13 protein-coding genes and 1 pseudogene are annotated in these 17324 nt (G+C 58.2%); 4 read left to right on the top strand and 10 right to left on the bottom strand.

The window, feature by feature from the left end; genetic code table 11:
• Window positions 1-51: 51 nt before the first annotated feature.
• Complete coding sequence (locus tag BLV61_RS08960; protein ID WP_090464306.1) at window positions 52-1383, bottom strand: putative porin; 1332 nt, start codon at window positions 1381-1383, stop codon at window positions 52-54.
• A 283-nt stretch (window positions 1384-1666) separates the two neighbouring features.
• Here BLV61_RS08960 and BLV61_RS08955 point away from each other — a divergent pair, with 283 nt between their 5' ends.
• On the top strand, window positions 1667-2791 hold the full coding sequence (locus tag BLV61_RS08955; RefSeq protein WP_047538998.1) for a GNAT family N-acetyltransferase: 1125 nt from the start codon (window positions 1667-1669) through the stop codon (window positions 2789-2791).
• A 56-nt stretch (window positions 2792-2847) separates the two neighbouring features.
• On the opposite strand, the gene BLV61_RS08950 is transcribed toward BLV61_RS08955, so the two are convergent.
• From BLV61_RS08950 to BLV61_RS08935, 4 genes and pseudogenes are all read right to left on the bottom strand, one after another.
• A complete protein-coding gene (locus BLV61_RS08950) occupies window positions 2848-4680 on the bottom strand; it encodes an ABC transporter ATP-binding protein (protein WP_090464303.1) in 1833 nt (610 codons plus the stop codon).
• Between the two features lie 93 nt (window positions 4681-4773).
• Complete coding sequence (locus tag BLV61_RS08945; protein WP_090464300.1) at window positions 4774-5331, bottom strand: peptidylprolyl isomerase; 558 nt, start codon at window positions 5329-5331, stop codon at window positions 4774-4776.
• 3 nt (window positions 5332-5334) lie between these two features.
• Window positions 5335-6140, bottom strand: a pseudogene (locus BLV61_RS08940) (alpha/beta fold hydrolase).
• A 14-nt stretch (window positions 6141-6154) separates the two neighbouring features.
• A complete protein-coding gene (locus BLV61_RS08935; RefSeq protein WP_047532189.1) occupies window positions 6155-7078 on the bottom strand; it encodes a PA3225 family LysR-type transcriptional regulator in 924 nt (307 codons plus the stop codon).
• A 49-nt stretch (window positions 7079-7127) separates the two neighbouring features.
• Here BLV61_RS08935 and BLV61_RS08930 point away from each other — a divergent pair, with 49 nt between their 5' ends.
• From BLV61_RS08930 to BLV61_RS08920, 3 genes are all read left to right on the top strand, one after another.
• Window positions 7128-7442 (top strand): 3-phosphoglycerate kinase, encoded by a 315-nt coding sequence (locus BLV61_RS08930; RefSeq protein ID WP_090464294.1) that lies wholly within the window; start codon window positions 7128-7130, stop codon window positions 7440-7442.
• A 215-nt stretch (window positions 7443-7657) separates the two neighbouring features.
• Window positions 7658-8257 carry an FMN-dependent NADH-azoreductase gene (locus BLV61_RS08925; RefSeq protein WP_047532183.1) on the top strand — a complete coding sequence of 200 codons (600 nt, stop codon included), beginning with the start codon at window positions 7658-7660 and terminating at the stop codon, window positions 8255-8257.
• A gap of 228 nt (window positions 8258-8485) precedes the next feature.
• A complete protein-coding gene (locus BLV61_RS08920) occupies window positions 8486-9352 on the top strand; it encodes a carboxylate/amino acid/amine transporter (RefSeq protein WP_090464292.1) in 867 nt (288 codons plus the stop codon).
• Window positions 9353-9605: 253 nt separating this feature from the next.
• Here BLV61_RS08920 and tcuC read toward each other — a convergent pair whose 3' ends face one another.
• The 5 genes from tcuC to BLV61_RS08895 all read right to left on the bottom strand — a co-directional run bounded on the left by tcuC (window position 9606) and on the right by BLV61_RS08895 (window position 17002).
• A complete protein-coding gene (tcuC, locus tag BLV61_RS08915) occupies window positions 9606-10901 on the bottom strand; it encodes an MFS transporter (RefSeq protein ID WP_139213618.1) in 1296 nt (431 codons plus the stop codon).
• A gap of 50 nt (window positions 10902-10951) precedes the next feature.
• The gene (tcuB, locus tag BLV61_RS08910) at window positions 10952-12109 is read right to left on the bottom strand and encodes a tricarballylate utilization 4Fe-4S protein TcuB (RefSeq protein WP_047532179.1); all 1158 of its coding nucleotides are present in this window, start codon (window positions 12107-12109) and stop codon (window positions 10952-10954) included.
• Window positions 12096-13547, bottom strand: coding sequence for an FAD-dependent tricarballylate dehydrogenase TcuA (gene tcuA / locus BLV61_RS08905; protein WP_047538994.1), 1452 nt, complete (start codon window positions 13545-13547; stop codon window positions 12096-12098). The genes tcuB and tcuA overlap by 14 nt, the downstream gene beginning before the upstream one ends.
• A gap of 172 nt (window positions 13548-13719) precedes the next feature.
• On the bottom strand, window positions 13720-14655 hold the full coding sequence (locus tag BLV61_RS08900; RefSeq protein ID WP_090464289.1) for a LysR family transcriptional regulator: 936 nt from the start codon (window positions 14653-14655) through the stop codon (window positions 13720-13722).
• A gap of 223 nt (window positions 14656-14878) precedes the next feature.
• Window positions 14879-17002 carry a TonB-dependent siderophore receptor gene (locus tag BLV61_RS08895; RefSeq protein WP_090464286.1) on the bottom strand — a complete coding sequence of 708 codons (2124 nt, stop codon included), beginning with the start codon at window positions 17000-17002 and terminating at the stop codon, window positions 14879-14881.
• Between the last annotated feature and the right edge of the window lie 322 nt (window positions 17003-17324).

The following is a 17324-nucleotide window of genomic DNA, read 5'->3' as shown; positions in this document are numbered from 1 at the left end:
CAGGCTGTAAAGGCGGCTCGGGCTTCCTTGCCCGAGTCGTATGGCGGGGAATCAGAACTTGGCTTCGGCATCCAGTTGCAGAGTGTTGATGTCCGAATCTTTCTTGTTGATGCTGGCGTTGGTGTAGTCGGAGTTCGCCATGTAGTAAGTAGCGCCGACGTTGAAGTTCTTGTCCAACTCGTAGCTCACTTTCAACTTGCTGCCACGCGAACCGGTGAAACCGTTGGCGAAGTCGGAGTCGGTGAAGGCACCGACCACGGCGTTTTGCTGTACATCGCGGTAGTTGTAGTCGATAGCGAAGCCGTAGACCTTGGTCTTGACGCCGGCCAACCAGCCAGTGTCCTGGCTGTTGCTGGCTTCGGTGTTGTTCACGTATTGACCGTAAATCGACAGCGGCACTGGCAGACCGCTGACATCCAACTGACCAAAGCCTTCGTACAGTTTGAATTCTTCACGCGGGCTGTTGCCGTTGACGGCCAACGCGCACGGCGCAGTGACGGTGCCAGTGCCAGGGCAGGCGCTGCTGTCAGCGTTGTCATAGGCGTAGATACTGCCGCCCAAGGTCATTTTCAGGTTATCGGTCAAAGCGAAGCGACCGCCCAACTGACCGGCGTACAGACGCAGGTCGTGTTTGAACTGCACGCCCTCGCCGTCGACGTTGTCCTTGAGGGTGTAGTGACCGGCGCTACCGAACAACTCGGTGCTGCCGCTCAGCGGGTATTTGTAAGACACCGACAGACCTTCCGGATTGATATCGCTATCCCAGATGATGTCGCCCATGCTTACCCATTGCTGTGGCATCTTGCCGCCCACCAGGTGCAGGTTCTTGATCGCATCCGGGTGGTAGTCGACGTAGCCCTGATCCAGCCAGATCTGCTTCTTGTCGAAGTAGTTGTTCAGGTCCTGGTTGGTGGAACGCGCGTCATCGTTGCTGCCGGTGGCAACGCGAATACCGGTGTCAACTTGCGGGTTGATTTCGCTGTAGGCACCCAGGCGGGCACGAATGCGCTGACGGTTCTGGTCCTTGTTGTTCGATACGCCGTCGTTTTGAACGGTTTCCTGACGAAAGCGCACGTCACCCTTGAACTGGGTCTTGGCAGCCCAGGCCAGTTTCTGATCGAAAGTGCTCAGTTCGTTGGTTTTCTTGGCGGTCACCGCGATTTGTTCGTTGGTTTCCTGTTGAGCCTGGCGGGCGATTTGTTGTTCCTTCTGATCCCTGGCCAGCTCTGCTTGCAGTTCGCTGTACTGCGTGTTGGTAATCGAACCGTTAGCCTTGAGCATGTCGAGCAGTTTGGCGTCGACTGCGGCACTGGCCGGAACACTCATGGCCAGCAGCAAACCACCACACAGGGCCGCCGCAGTTTTCGTGGAAGCAACACGCATATCAATCTCCGAAGATGAGAGTGGATGGCTGAGCCATCCAGGGCACAACCGACCATTGATGGACGGAAAACAGGGCCGGGCTATTCCCCGGCGTTCTAAAAACAGGCGCCAGTATCGCGATGGTTTATGACAGTGAGGTGGCAATGCGGTGGCAAGTCGATGACGATGCAAAATCGTCCTGAACTATTGAGATAGAGCGCTGTCGGCGATTTGATCGTGTGCAAAGGATGGCGATCGGCGATACTCGACAGGCTTTTTAAGCCATGAACGAGTGAGGATGGTGATGCCGTTGCAACGCTTGCAAAGTCTGTCCGAAATCGCCGCGCAAACGTGGGACGCCCTGGTGCCCGAGACGCAGCCGTTTTTGCGCCATGCATTTTTGAGCGCACTGGAAGACAGTGGCAGCGTCGGCCCTCATTCCGGCTGGCAACCCGAACATTTGCTGCACGTCGAAGGTGATCGATTGATCGCCGCCTTGCCGAGCTACCGTAAATGGCATTCCTATGGTGAGTATGTGTTCGATCACGCCTGGGCCGATGCCTGTGAACGCGCCGGTATCGATTACTACCCCAAGCTGTTGACCGCTGTGCCGTTTAGTCCAGTCAGTGGTCCGCGCTTGCTGGCGGCCAGGGTGGAGGACGGCTTCGAATTGCTCAAAAGCCTGCCGGGTTATCTGGAGATCGAACAGCTTTCCAGCGCTCATATCAATTTCACCGATCCGTTCACCGACGCGGCACTGGCCGAGCAGCCAGGCTGGTTGCAACGCATCGGCTGTCAGTACCACTGGCAGAACCGCGGTTATCGGGATTTCCAGGACTTCCTCGAAGCCCTCAGCTCACGTAAACGCAAACAGATGCGCAAGGAGCGCGAGCAAGTGGCGGGGCAGGGCTTTGATTTCGAATGGCTGGAAGGTTCGCAACTGACAGAAGCACAGTGGGATTTTGTCTACGCGTGCTACGCCAATACTTACGCGGTGCGTAGGCAAAGGCCTTATCTGACGCGGGAGTTTTTCAGTCTGCTGGCCGAGCGCATGCCGCAATCAATTCGCGTGGTGTTTGCCAGGCAAGGCTCCCGGCCGGTCGCCATGGCGTTCAGCCTGGTGGGGGGCGACAGTTTCTATGGTCGTTACTGGGGGTGCCTGGCCGAATTCGATCGACTGCATTTCGAGACCTGTTTTTATCAGGGTATGGATTATGCGATTGCCAACGGTTTTCAACGCTTCGACGCGGGTGCCCAGGGCGAGCACAAGTTGATTCGTGGGTTCGAACCGGTGATCACCCACTCCTGGCATTATCTGCGCCATCCGGGGTTGAAAGCAGCAGTCAAAGACTTCCTGCAGCAGGAGAGGCAGGGTGTGCTGGCATATGCCGAGGAGGCGCGGACGGCTTTGCCTTATCGGCAGGCCTGAAGTAAACGGCAAAACGGTGAAAACAAGCTCCCACCGTTTTCTAGTGCCGCCAAGAGTCAATCGATTCCGACGAACCCACCGGTCTGATGCTGCCACAGCCGCGCATACAAACCGCCCTGGGCCAGCAGTTCAGCATGGCTGCCGGTTTCGGCAATCTTGCCATTCTCCAGTACAACCAACCGGTCCATGCGGGCGATGGTCGAGAGCCGGTGGGCGATGGCGATCACGGTTTTGCCCTGCATCAGGGTTTCCAGGCTTTCCTGGATTGCGGCCTCGACCTCCGAATCCAGGGCTGAAGTGGCCTCGTCCATGATCAGGATCGGCGCGTCCTTGAGCAGCACGCGGGCGATGGCGATACGCTGGCGCTGACCGCCCGAGAGTTTGACCCCGCGTTCACCGACATGGGCATCGAAACCGGTGCGGCCTTCGGCGTCCGAGAGCATGGGAATGAAACCGTCGGCGCGCGCCTTGCGCACCGCCTCCCAGAGCTCGGCGTCGGTCGCGTCGGGTTTGCCGTAAAGCAGATTGTCGCGGATCGAGCGATGCAGCAAGGACGTGTCCTGGGTGATCATGCCGATGCGCTCGCGCAGGCTTTCCTGGCTGACCTCGGCGATGTTCTGCCCATCGATCAGAATCCTTCCGCCTTCCACGTCGTAGAGGCGCAGCAGCAAGTTGACCAAGGTCGACTTTCCCGCACCGGATGGCCCGATCAGGCCGATCTTTTCGCCGGGCTTGATGTTCAGGTTGAGACCGCCAATGATCCCGCTCCGTTTGCCGTAGTGAAAGTCCACGTTCTCGAAACGCACTTCGCCACGGGCCACGGTCAAGGGTTTGGCCTGGTCGCGGTCGGTCACCGAGACGGGTTGCGAAATACTCTGCAAACCGTCCTGAACCATGCCGATGTTTTCGAAGATCCCGGTTACCACCCACATGATCCAGCCGGACATGTTGACGATGCGGATCACCAGGCCGGTGGCCAGGGCAATGGCGCCCACAGTGATCAGCGATTGCGTCCACAGCCACAGCGCCAGGCCGGTGGTGCTGACGATCAGCAAGCCGTTCATGCTGGTGATGACCACGTCCATGCTGGTCACCACGCGGCCGGCCAGTTGGGCTTTTTCAGTCTGTTCCTTGATTGCCTCGCGGGCGTATTGCTGCTCGAAGTTGGTGTGGGCGAACAGCTTCAGGGTGGTGATGTTGGTGTAGCCGTCGACGATGCGCCCCATGAGTTTGGAGCGCGCATCGGAGGACACGACCGAACGTTCCTTGACCCGTGGCACGAAGTAGTAGAGCGCGCTGATGAAGGCGACGATCCAGGTCAGCAGCGGGATCATCAGGCGCCAGTCGGCCTCGGCGAACAGCACCAGGGAACTGATGGCGTAGATCAGCACGTGCCACAACGCATCCACCGCCTGCACGGCTGAATCGCGCAGGGAGTTGCCGGTCTGCATGATCCGTTGGGCGATGCGCCCGGCGAAGTCGTTCTGGAAGAAATTAAGGCTCTGTTTGAGCACATAACTGTGGTTTTGCCAGCGGATCAGGCTGGTCATGCTGGGGCTCAGGGTCTGGTGCACCAGCAAGTCATGCAGGCCAACGAATACGGGGCGCAGGACCAGCGCCACCACGACCATCCAGGTCAGCTCAAGGCTGTGTTCCTTGAAGAAATTGACGTTCGGCGTGCCTTGGGCCAGGTCGATGATGCGGCTCAGGTAGCTGAACAGCGCGACTTCGATCAGCGCGCCAACCAGGCCGACAAACAACAGGGCCGCGAAGCTCGGCCAGACCTGCTTGAGGTAATAGGTATAAAACGGCAGTACCCGATCCGGCGGAGCGGGCGTCGGGGCGTCGCGGAAGACGTCGATCAGTTTTTCAAAACGGCGATAAAGCATGGGTTTTTCACCCGCGAACGGGCTCTCCTTTAAACGGTTTGAGTGTTGCCGGCATGACCGGCAACGGCTCGGACATCCTTGTCCAGCTTAGTCTCAGTCGATGCGCTTGGCCGACTTGATGAACACCGGATCGGCCGGCACGTCTTTCATGCCGCTTTTGGTTGTTGTTTGCGAGTTGACGATGATGTCGACCACGTCCATGCCTTTGACCACTTTGCCGAACACGGCGTAGCCGTCACCGCTGTCGAGGAAATCGTTGTCCTTGACGTTGATGAAAAACTGGCTGGTGGCCGAATCCGGCACCGAGGTGCGGGCCATGGACAGGGTGCCACGGACATTATGCAGGCCGTTCTTCGATTCGTTCTTGATCGGCGCCTTGGTTTCTTTCTGCTGCATTTGCGAAGTGAAACCGCCGCCCTGAACCATGAAGCCCGGAATCACGCGGTGGAAAATCGTGTTGTTGTAGAAGCCGCTGTCCACGTAATCAAGGAAGTTCTTGGTACTGATCGGGGCTTTGACCGGGTCCAGTTCGATCTCGATCTGGCCGTTGGTGGTTTCCAGCAGCACATGTGGCGCCTTGGTTGGCGTTGCCGCCATCAGGTTGGCGGCAAACAGAACGGAGCCAGCGACAAGGGCGATTTTTTTCAGCATGGGTCAGTGATCCTGAGGGTGGTGGTATCGACGGCGGCAAGAAACTCAAGCAGCGTCTGGTTGAAGTGTTCGGGCTGGTCCAGCGGGGTGGCGTGACGCGAATCGGCAATCACCACCAGCCGCGCATCGGGCAGCAGTTTTACGTAGTTTTCCTTCAGCGAGACCGGCGTGTAGTCATGGTCGGCGCTGACGATGAGGGTTGGACAGGATACCTTCGACAGTCGTTCCTGAACGCCCCATCCCACAATGGCATCGAAGCTGGCGAGATAAGCATGTTTGTCGTTTTTTGCCCAGCGTTCGGCCATTTTTTGTCGCAGATCCGCCTGCTCGGGCTTGGGGAACAATTTTCCGCCCAAGGCTTTGCCGATGGTGCCAAGACTGAGGACGCGCATCAGGCTCCAGCGCTTGAACCATTGCCAGTAATCGTCGCGGCTGCGCAGTTTGACCTCGGGCGCGCTGTTGACGATGCACAGGCTTTTGAGCAGTTGCGGCTGATCCACGCCCAGTTGAAAGCCGATCATGCCACCCATTGAAAGCCCCACATAGTGAGTCGGGCCTAGATTCAGATGCTCGATCAACGCGATCAGGTCGGCGCTGAACCCGGCGATGCTGTAGCGCTCGCGGGGTTTGTCCGAGCGACCATGGCCGCGCACGTCCGGGACGATCACCCGGTAACGGGCAGCCAGCGCGGGGATCTGTTTTTCCCAGTCCAGGGTGCTCGAACCCAGGCCGTGGACCAGCAGCAATGGCGTACCGTGGCCATATTCCTCATAGTGCAGGTTGCAACCATCGTGTTCGAAATAGGCCATGCGTGCACTCCGTGTCAGGCTTGTTCAGGGGCGGCGAACGGTGCGTCCAGTGGTGCGGTATCGAAGGTGCGCAGCAGTTCGATGAGAATCTGCGTGGCGGGTCCGAGCGGTTTGTCCTTGTTCGAATACAGGTAAAAATTCGGATTACGGCTGCCACCCTGATCCAAAGGTAGCAGCTTGAGCGTGCCTTCCTTGAGTTCCCGTTCGATCGTGTGCCTTGGCAACCAGGCGAAACCCAGGCCACTGCTGACAAACGTGGCGGCGGTGGCCAGGCTACCGACAGTCCAGCGCTGTTCGGCGCCGAGCCAGCCGACGTCCCGGGGCTGTTGCCGGCCGGAGTCGCGAATCACCACTTGCATCTGGCTTTCCAGATCCTGGAAATTCAGTTCGCGATTCAGACGATGCAGCGAGTGTTCGGGGTGAGCGACCGCGACGAATTCGACGTCGCTCAATTCCGCGCCCAGGTAACCCGGAATACTGAAACCGGTAATGGCCAGGTCGGCCACGCCTTCGAGCAACACCTCTTCCACCCCCGACAACACTTCCTCGCGCAAGCGCACCCGGCAGCCACGGCTTTGCGGCATGAACGCGGTCAAGGCGCGGACCAGGCGGGCGCTCGGATACGCCGCGTCGACCACCAGCCGCACCTCGGCTTCCCAGCCTTGCTCCATGTGGTGGGCCAGGTCTTCCAGCTGGCTGGCTTGTTTCACCAGTTGCCGGGAGCGGCGCAGCAGCACGCCACCGGCCTCGGTCAACACCGCTTTGCGGCCATCGATACGCAGCAGTGGCACGCCGAGCTGGTCCTGCATGCGCGCCACGGTATAACTGACCGACGACTGCGAGCGGTGCAGCGCCTCGGCGGCCTGGGCGAAACCACCGTGATCGACCACGGCCTGCAGCGTTCGCCATTGATCAAGGGTCACGCGGGGCGCTTTCATGATGAGCTCCTCTTGTCCTAAGCTGGCAGCCCTTATTGGAGACTGCTGAATGAAAAAATTCTGTTGTGTGGTGCTGGCGATGCTGCCGCTGACCGCGTTTGCTTATCAGATTGATGTCGAAAAACAGCTGAACGGCTTGAGCATTGACTACAACGCGTATGACACCGATAGCGATATCGCCACCATCCAGGTGAACAACTACGGCAGCACCGACGTGACCTGTAAGGTGGTTTTCAACAACGGCCCGGAAGCGCCGCGCACCCGCAATATCGAAGTGGCTGCTGGCAAACACAAAAATGCGACTGCCAAGTTCAACCGTTCCATCATCAAGATGCGTATCAAGCTCACCTGCACCCCAAAATGACGGTAGGAGTCAGAGTGCTCGCGACAGCGTCGGGGCAGTCGACAGCCCTTTTCACCCGTCGCTGTCGCGAGCAAGCTGGCACCTGCAACGTATGATTCGCTTATAAACGAATTTATCGATAGTTTATAGCAGTTATTTGCGCTTTTTCATCGATATGGCAATGTTTAACCTTCACTCCATCGACTTACAGCATTCTCAGATGGAGGTTACATCCCATGTCCCGCGTTCTGATCATCGAAAGCAGCGCACGTCAGCAAGACTCGGTTTCCCGTCAACTGACCCAGACCTTCATCAAACAGTGGCAAGCGGCTCACCCGAAGGACGAAATCACTGTCCGTGACCTGGCCGTCAACCCGGTGCCGCATCTGGACATCAACCTGCTGGGTGGCTGGATGAAGCCTGCCGATCAGCGCAGCGACATCGAACAGGTTTCCCTGGAACGTTCCAACCAATTGACCGACGAACTGCTGGCCGCCGATGTGCTGGTGATGGCCGCACCGATGTACAACTTCGCCATCCCGAGCACCCTCAAGGCCTGGCTTGACCATGTGCTGCGTGCCGGCGTGACGTTCAAGTACACCGAAACCGGTCCTCAAGGTTTGCTCACCGGCAAGCGCGCTTATGTGTTGACCGCTCGTGGCGGGATCTACGCTGGCAGCGCCGCGGATCACCAGGAACCCTACCTGCGTCAGGTCATGGGCTTCATCGGCATCCACGACGTCACGTTCATCCACGCCGAAGGCATGAACCTGGGCGGTGACTTCCAGGAAAAAGGCTTGAACCAGGCGAACGCCAGGCTTGCTCAAGTGGCCTGACCCTTTAATCGCCAGATAATCGCTGGATGGTCTAGTGACCTGGCGCTACCCCTTCAAGCCTGTACGCGCATCGAACCTCCCTTTGCACTTGCTGCTCCTGAGTGCTGCCGCCCGATTGAACGCTTTAGCGAGATCGGGCTTTTTTTTGCCCGGAATTTTGTATCGTTTGAGTGTTCGCGATCACCGGCAAAAACCGCTATCTTCGCCGCCATTCGAAACGAGGCGAGCATGGGCTATCTACTTTTTGTCACGCTGATCCAGGCGTTTTCCTTCAGTTTGATCGGCGAATACCTGGCCGGTCATGTCGACAGTTACTTCGCGGTACTGGTGCGTGTGCTCCTGGCGGGGCTGGTGTTTATTCCGCTCACGCGCTGGCGCTCGGTAGAGCCTGCGTTCATGCGCGGCATGTTACTGATTGGTGCGCTGCAGTTTGGCGTGACCTACGTTTGCCTGTATCTGAGCTTCCGTGTGCTGACGGTGCCTGAAGTGCTGCTGTTCACGGTCCTCACGCCACTGCACGTGACCCTGATCGAAGATGCGCTGAACCGACGGTTCAATCCATGGGCATTGGTGTCGGCACTGGTGGCGGTGGCCGGGGCTGCGGTGATTCGCTATGACCGGATCAGCCCGGACTTCTTCATGGGGTTCCTGCTGCTGCAACTGGCCAACTTCACCTTCGCCGCCGGGCAGGTGCTCTACAAACACCTGGTGGCTCGTCACCCAAGCGATCTGCCGCATTACCGACGCTTCGGTTATTTCTACCTTGGCGCACTGGCGGTGGCGTTACCGGCGTTCTTGCTGTTCGGCAAACAGAACTTCTGGCCGCAAGCGCCGCTGCAATGGGGCGTGTTGGTGTTCCTCGGCCTGGTTTCGACCGCGCTGGGTCTGTACTGGTGGAACAAGGGCGCCTGTCTGGTGAATGGCGGGACGCTGGCGGTGATGAATAACCTGCATGTGCCCGTGGGACTGCTGCTCAATCTGCTGATCTGGAATCAGCATGAGGAACTGGGGCGGTTGCTGCTGGGTGGCAGCGTGATTCTGATGGCGGTGTGGATCAGTCGGTTGGGTATTCAAAAACCGGTGGCTGTGCGCTAAACCCAACCAGACTCAGCTCGGGGTCAAGACAGTCGACGAGATGTATATGATCGGCAATCGCCTGCAAAGCCTGCTGGGGCAATTCAAAATTTGATGCCGTCTTGCCCGGCGCTTATCAGGACGATGGGGGCAGGGTGTTGGACAGGACGGGTGCGTGGCAGGCCTGCATTGATACGAAAGACGTGTCAATGCAGGCAAGGGCGGGCGATTTATTCAGCGAAAAAACCTGAACGCCAACGAAACCTCTCGTTGATCAAGCGTTGACTGTCACTGCTTTTTGCCGGCGATACAAGATCGTCGTCGCTGTGAATCCACAAAAAGCGGCAAACATCAGCCAGTAGGCAGGCGATGCCTTGTCACCGGTTGCCTGTACCAGGAGAGTGGATACGGCGGGTGTGAAGCCGCCAAAAACAGCGGTCGCCAAACTGAATGCCAGGGAAAATCCCACGACTCGTACGTTCTGAGGCATCACTTCAGTCAAGGCCGCAACCATCGCGCCGTTGTAAATGCCAAAGAAGAAAGAGAAGTACAACAGCACGGCGAGCAGGCGTTCAAAGCTTGCCGCTGCGGCCAGCCAATGCATGGCGGGATAAGCGGTGAACAGGCACAGCAAGGAAATCGCCAGCAACAAGGGGCGACGGCCGATGCGGTCGGAGAGTGTGCCGCCGATGGGCAGCCAAATGAAGTTGCTCAGGCCGACGAAGAGCGTGACCACCAGACTGTCGGTGGTGCTCAGGTTCAGTACAGTCCTTCCGAAGGTGGGGGTGTAGACGGTAATCAGATAGAACGTGGTGGTGGTCATTGAGGCCAGCAAGCCCCCCGCCAGCACTGTGCGCCAGTTGTCTCGCATCGAGCGGAACACTTCATTGGCACTTGGGTGATGCGTGCGTGCTTTGAACGCATCGGTTTCCTGGAGTGAACGGCGAATGATGAAGATGAACGGAATAATCACGCAACCTATAAAGAAGGGGATCCGCCAGCCCCAGGCGGCCACTTCGGCAGCTTCCATGGACGCGTTGATCGTGTAGCCCAAGGCGGCTGCAAGAACGATCGCCACCTGCTGGCTGGCCGACTGCCAGCTGGTGTAGAAACCGCGGCGGCCCGGCGTGGCGATTTCAGCCAGATACACTGAAACGCCACCCATCTCCGCGCCAGCGGAGAAACCCTGCAACAGTCGTCCCATCAATACCAGTACAGGTGCCGCGACACCAATGCTGGCATAGCCTGGCACGAGTGCAATCAATACCGTTCCCGCGGCCATGATCGACAGCGTCACGATCAACCCCTTGCGGCGTCCCACCTTGTCGATGTAAGCGCCCAGCACGATAGCGCCCAGTGGGCGCATCAGGAATCCCGAGCCGAATACGGCGAAGGTCATCATCAGCGAGGCGAAATCGCTGGTGGCAGGAAAGAACGTCTGGGAGATGTAGGTCGCGTAAAAACCGAACAGAAAGAAGTCAAACTGTTCGAGAAAGTTGCCGCTGGTGACCCGTAGAATGGCGCCCAGCTTTGACCCCTTGGATCCGCTATCTTGAGTTGTTGTTTTCATTATGGTTACCCGGGTGATCAATATTGTTATTGGAATGAGTGGTTCTACGATCAGTCGCTTCCGGCGTTAATCGGGTTGGGTTGGCGTTTTTCGATGGAGTACTTGAGCAGCGCGGCGCTACGGAAGATGCCGTGGGCGAATTTGCTGTAGGGCATGGTCAGGAAAAACGCCATGACCAGGCCGAGATGGATCGCCAGCAACAGGCCCAGGGCTGCGGTTTCACGGAACGCCAGGAGTGCCAGACCGCTGGCGCTGACCAGCAACAGCAGCGCGATAAAGCCGCGATCCATGGGTTTCTGGTTTTCGTCGCCGTGTTCGGGGTTGCGACGCAGGTTCAACCACAACAGGCCCGCGGGGCCGACCAGCAATCCGAGCCCACCGCTGATGCCCAGCATCACCGGCAAACTCAAGACGGGGTAGGGCGCCGACCAGTCCAGCAGGAAATGGTAGAGCGTGGCGACCCCAGTGGCTGCGAAGCACAGCATGAAGCCGTAGAAGGTGAAGTGGTGGAAGCGCCGCCGCCACAAGGTGAATCGATCATCAGCGTTATTGCAGCCCTCGCCATGACCACCGTCCAGGAATTTGAGCCGGGCGACGTTGGCCGTGGCTTCCAGTGCGGCAGCGGTTTTTACCTGCGCGGGCGCGTCGGCCGGTGAAACATTGCGCCAGAAGCGCCGCACGCCAAGGGTCAACGCGAGTACCGCGAATCCGAAAACCGCACCAAACATTACAGCCAGGGTGTTGTGCGGGAAGATCCCGTAGAAATTTCCCCCGGGCATCGCGGTGAACAAGTTGCCCATCACCATCAACGTAAGACACAGGAACAGTGCCAGCCCGGTACCGGCTGACAGCGCCAGAGTCAGTCCGTTGCGCCGGTATAGCGTGCCCATCGCCTGTGGCCAGGCGTATTCGGCGTAAGTATCGAGGCGGACTTTGGCCATGGCCTTGGGCACATTGATTTCGAATTCGTGAGGTGCGGCGTACTGGCAGGCATGCAGGCATGCGCCGCAGTTATGGCAAAGGTTCGCCAGGTAATGGATATCGGCCTGGGAAAACTCCAGGCGTCGTGTCATGGCCGGAAATACAGCGCAGAAGCCCTCGCAATAACGGCAGGCATTGCAAACGGTCATTTGTCGCTGAACTTCGCTTTCATCAAGGTTGAGCACCGGAATCAAATCGCTCGGTGCCTTGGGATCAAACAGCTGCATGTCTAAATTCCGTTTGTGAAAGAGAAACAAAGCCTGCCGAAGCGGCTGCCTGTACACCGGCAATCCGACCGAAGGCAGTACCAATGGCCATGCCGATGCCGGCGGTGTAGCCCTTGCCCAATACATTGCCCGCCATCATTTCTCCTGCGACAAACAGGTTGGGGCTAGGCTTGCCGTTGAAGTGAACGGCGGCGGTGTCGTCGGTAGCGAGGCCTAAATAGGTGAAGGTCACGCCGGGCTTAAGGGGGTAGGCGCAGAAGGGTGGCTTTACCAGTGGGCGCGCCCAATGGGTTTTGGCGGGCGTCAAACCCTCGGTGTGGCAATCGTCCAGCGCGGTGTGGTCGAACGTGCCGACGCGGCAGGCCGCGTTGTATTGCTCGATGGTGTTGACGAATTGCGTAACGGGAAGCTTCAACTGGCGGGCCAGATCTTCCAGCGAGTTGGCTTTAGTGCCCGGAAATACCGGCGGCATGAACCGGCCGAGGGCTTGTTGGTCGATGATCGAGTAGGCCTGTTGACCGGGTTGACCCGCGACCAGTCGACCCCAGATCGCATAGCGCTTGGGCCAGAAGTCTTCACCCTCGTCATAGAAGCGTTCGCCGTCGCGATTAACCACCACGCCCAGCGATACGCAATCGATACGGGTACAGATACCTCCGTCATACAGGGGGGCGCGGGCGTCGATGGCCACCATGTGTGCTTGCGTCGGGTCACCAATGAAGTCGGCGCCCAGGTTCTGCATGCGCCGAAGCAGTACGCCGGTATTGAAACGCGTCCCGCGAATCAAAAAATTGTCTGAAGGCCATTCTCCGCGCTCGTTTTGACCCCAGGCCTCACGGAGCCATTCGCGGTTGGATTCGAATCCGCCGGCAGCCAAGACGCAGGCCTTGGCCTGAATACGCTCGGCGGGAAAACGTTGTCCATCGACATCGCGCTCACTGATGTGGGCGGCGATGAATTTTCCATCCTTCAATTCGATATCAGTCACTTGAGCGTCATAGCGAATTTCGACGCCCAGCTTCTCGGCGCTGCGGAAGTAAGCGTTAACCAGTGCTTTGCCGCCACCCATGAAAAATGCATTGGTGCGCGCAACATGGAGGGCACCGGACAGCGACGGCTGGAAATGCACGCCATGGGAGCGCATCCAGTCACGGCAGTTCGATGAGGCGCGGATGACAAGACGTGCAAGCTTCTCGTCGGTAATCCCACCGGTGACCTTCAGCAGATCCTGCCAATATTCTTCTTCGGGATAGGCATCGACCAGGACATCTTGCGGCGCGTCGTGCATGCAGCGCAGGTTTCGGGTGTGTTGCGAGTTGCCGCCGCGCCAGGCTTTTGGTGCACCCTCCAGCAACATGACGCTAGCGCCGGCCTCCCGAGCCATCAAGGCTGCACACAAGGCCGCATTGCCGCCGCCAATTACTAATACGTCGATCATCATCACTCCTCAATCGCAAGGAGGCATGAACGAAAAACTCCTCGCGAGTAGGGAGACCTTAGGGCAGACAGTTTTGTGTCGAAAGGCGCATTACCGCTTGGGGTGTTTAGTTTTTATAAAGGCTTTGCTGATTGGCGCTCATCGTAACGCCGGGATAGGGGGGGCATCGAGATCATGGCGCGACGTCGTCGATCCACGAGGCGCCTGGCCACTGATGATCAATCACCAACTGTCGCGCGACATCGGTGATAACCAGTCGCGCCGCCAGGGCTGCGGGAGCCAGTTCATCGTCAGGCAGCGTCGCCAACAGGTTTCGTCTGCCTGCGTGAGTATCGGAAATTTCCACCACTGAAAGTCCCGACTCGCCTTTAAGCGCCGCCGCTGCACCGGGCTGGATGGTGGCGGCATGACCTGCGCGTACGGCATTCATCAATACGGCAAGACCATCCACTTCCATGATGATGTTGGGAGCCAGTCCCACGCGTTCAAACGCGGTCATCAGCGTTGAACGCAACCCGTGTTGCGCACTCGGCATCACCAGCGGAAGTTGACCCAGATCCGCCAGCTGCACGCAGGCTCCTCGTGGAGCGTGGGGCAGGTGAGGCGAGCTGATGACAAATAGTTTCTCGTCGAGCAGCGGTGTAACGCTCCAGCGCTTTCCACCTTCAAGTTGAAACAAAATGGCCAAGTCTATCTGGCGTGCATTGAGTTGCGTGGCCAAGTGCCCGGACAGCATCTCAACCAGATGCAATTGAATATCCGGATAGCGCTCTCGCATCGCGTTGATCAATGGCAGGGCAAGCACAGTGGCAGTCGTAGGCGGCAAGCCGACGGTGACATACCCACTCATCCGCCCACGGTGAGCCGCCATGATCGCATTCTCGGATTGCCGCAAGCACAGCTGGGCATGGTGCAGGAACGCCATCCCGGCGCTGGTCGGTGTGACGCCGGTAGTGGTGCGATTCAGAAGTCGGGTTGCCAGTTCGTTTTCGAGTTTCGCGATCTGTTGGCTGAGAGCCGACACGCCGACGTCCAGCTCAAGCGCTGCGCGTCCCAGGCTCCCTTGCTCGACGATTTTTACGAAATAGCGCAGTTGTCTTAATTCCAAACGTTACTGCTCCACTTCAATTGACACTGGAAGGCCTGATGGACGGGACGGAAAAATGTTGGCCGCCACGCGTTGCACGGGCGGCACAACAGTTATCCAGCCTGAGATGTTATGCCTCGGCCGTCAACTTTCCACTCAGGGTGAGGGAACACTTGTATCGTTATACCCAACAAGAAAGGCGCTGGAAGGGCCGTCAAGCTCTAACCCTCATCTTCCGGATCGACTACAGGGTGTACGAAATACCGACTTGAACGGTTCTCGGTTCACCCGGGTAAGCGTAGACATTGCCGAAGGCGCCTTCTTCATAGTCGCGGTCGAACACGTTCTTCACATCGAGATTAAGCCTGACCTTGTCGTTGATCTTATAAAAGCCGAGCAAATCGACGACGGTGTAACTGCCCATCGAAAACGCTGTGTTAGCAGTCTGGCCTGCACGTTCGGCGACGTACTTGCTACCCACACCCAAGCCCAGCCCTTTCAGGTTGCCATCCTGGAATTCATACACGTTGAGCAGGCTGAAGCTGTTCTTCGGGATGTTCAACAGCCGAGTGCCCGACTGGATCACATTGTCCTGGGTGACTTCGGCGTCGACATAGGCATAGCCGCCAATCACTCTCCATTCCGGGGTTACATTGCCTGCCACGTCCAAATCAAAGCCCCGGCTGCGGACTTCGCCAGCCGCCACGCTGAACGTCGAGTCCAGGGGGTCGGTGGTGAGGACGTTTCGTTTTTCAATCTGGTAGATCGCGGCGTCAACACTCAACTGGCGATCCAGCGCCTCCCATTTGATCCCCATCTCATAGGACTGACCCTTTTCCGGCTCAAAGCCACCCCCCTGTCGACTCGCGCCCGTATTGGGTTTGAACGAGCGCGCGGTATCGGCATACACCGCGACGGTATCGGTAAGGTCATAAAGCACTCCGAGACGCGGGGTCACCGCGTTGTCGCTCGCCTCCCAGCTCCTGGCCCCCGGCACAAAGGTTTGATAGTCATGCTCGAAACGCTCAAAACGGGCGCCAGCCAAAACTTTCAAGCGCTCGGTCAATGCCACCTGGTCCTGGACGAAGGCGGCGTATGTCTTGAGATTTTCCTTATCGTGGGTCGGCGTGCGGGTCAGGGTCGGACGAGGCTGGCCGTACACCGGGTTGAAGAGATCAATCGGGTAGGCACCCACTGCACCACTGGAACGCTGGATGATGGACTTGTAGTCGTAATCTTCGTATTCGACACCGGTCAACAAGGTGTGATCGAAGCCGCCGGTGGAGAAATGCCCGGTAAGGTTCAGTTGAATGTCCTTGTCCGTCCACTCCAGCTTGCGATAGTTGAAGTTGCGCCCCAGCGTGCGCCCGTCGGCTGCGACGCCGTTGGCTTCAATGGCATTGCCCTGCAAGGTGCCATCGAGCCATTGGAAACCGCCACCCAATGTCCAGTTGTCACTCAGGAAGTGCTCGAAACGCAATTGGGCCATGTTGTTGTCGTTGTGCAACTTGCCGGCGTCTTTTTCACCGAAGAACGTATCACGCGACGCGGTGCCAATCTGGTTGGGATAGCGGGTCACACCGCGATCCAGCGGGTGATTGTTGCGCATGAAGTCGCCCTCGAAAATCACCTTGGTGTCATCGGTGGCCTGCCAGGAAAGCACCGGCGTCACGCCGTAACGTTCGCTCTCGACATGATCGCGGAACGTATCGCCGCCCTCACCCACCACGTTCAAGCGATAGGCCAGGCGGCCTTCTTCATCCAGCGGACCGGAGGCGTCCAGTGTGCCGCGCTTCATCCCCTGGTCATCGAGTTGGCTGCCCAGCGTGACGGTGGGCACGGCCAGAGGCTGTTTGGATACCACGTTGAACGTGCCACCCGGGTCGCCTCGACCGTAGAGCATGGTCGCCGGCCCTCGTAGCACTTCGAGCCGCTCGATGGTATTGGCATCGGGCATGTTCGGATAACCGCGGTTGATCGGAAAGCCGTTTCGATAGAACTCGCCGGTGGTAAATCCACGCACCGTGAAAGTGGTCAGCCCTTGGCCGCCGAAGTTGTTGGCGCGTCCCACCCCGCCGGCATAGTCGAGTGCTTCTTGAAGGCGCGTAGCCCCAATGTCCTCCACCACCTCTTTGGTCACCACGCTGATGGATTGCGGAGTTTCATGAATCGACGTGTCAGTTCGCGTCGCGCTGGCAGATCGCGTTGCGCGGTAACCCTGCACTGGCCCTTGAGCCGTTTCGTACTCGGCTGACCCGACGATTTCGGTCGCTTGCAACTCTAGACTGGGGGTATCGGTTGTGGGTTGCGCCCAAGAGGGAGCGGAAAACACAGTAAGGACACAGATAGAGACCAGCGTACGACGCATCGGGGAAGCCTTGAGAAAATAGCCAAAGGGGACGGCATACGTGCCAATAGTTCGCGGCGCATGGTATATCAAATTATTTGCCGTTGATACGTATTCGCATTTGTAAGTTGTGAACGCCACTTCCGCTTGTACTCATTTGCTGACCAAATGATTTCAGATCACACCGCTTGAAGTCGGGCGGCCAACGAATCCCGGACACCCATTTAGGTGAGAATGCCAGCCAGTTAGAGGCTTTGAATTAGACTCGGGGACAAATCAGGCAACAAAAAAGCCACTGTTTGCAGTCGTTTGCATAAAGAAACTCGGCCTGAGCGCTCGAAAC

This window comes from Pseudomonas mohnii, assembly GCF_900105115.1.
Classification (GTDB): domain Bacteria; phylum Pseudomonadota; class Gammaproteobacteria; order Pseudomonadales; family Pseudomonadaceae; genus Aquipseudomonas; species Aquipseudomonas mohnii.
Note: the sequence above shows the minus strand (reverse complement) of the source record. Positions and strands in the feature narration are given on the sequence as shown.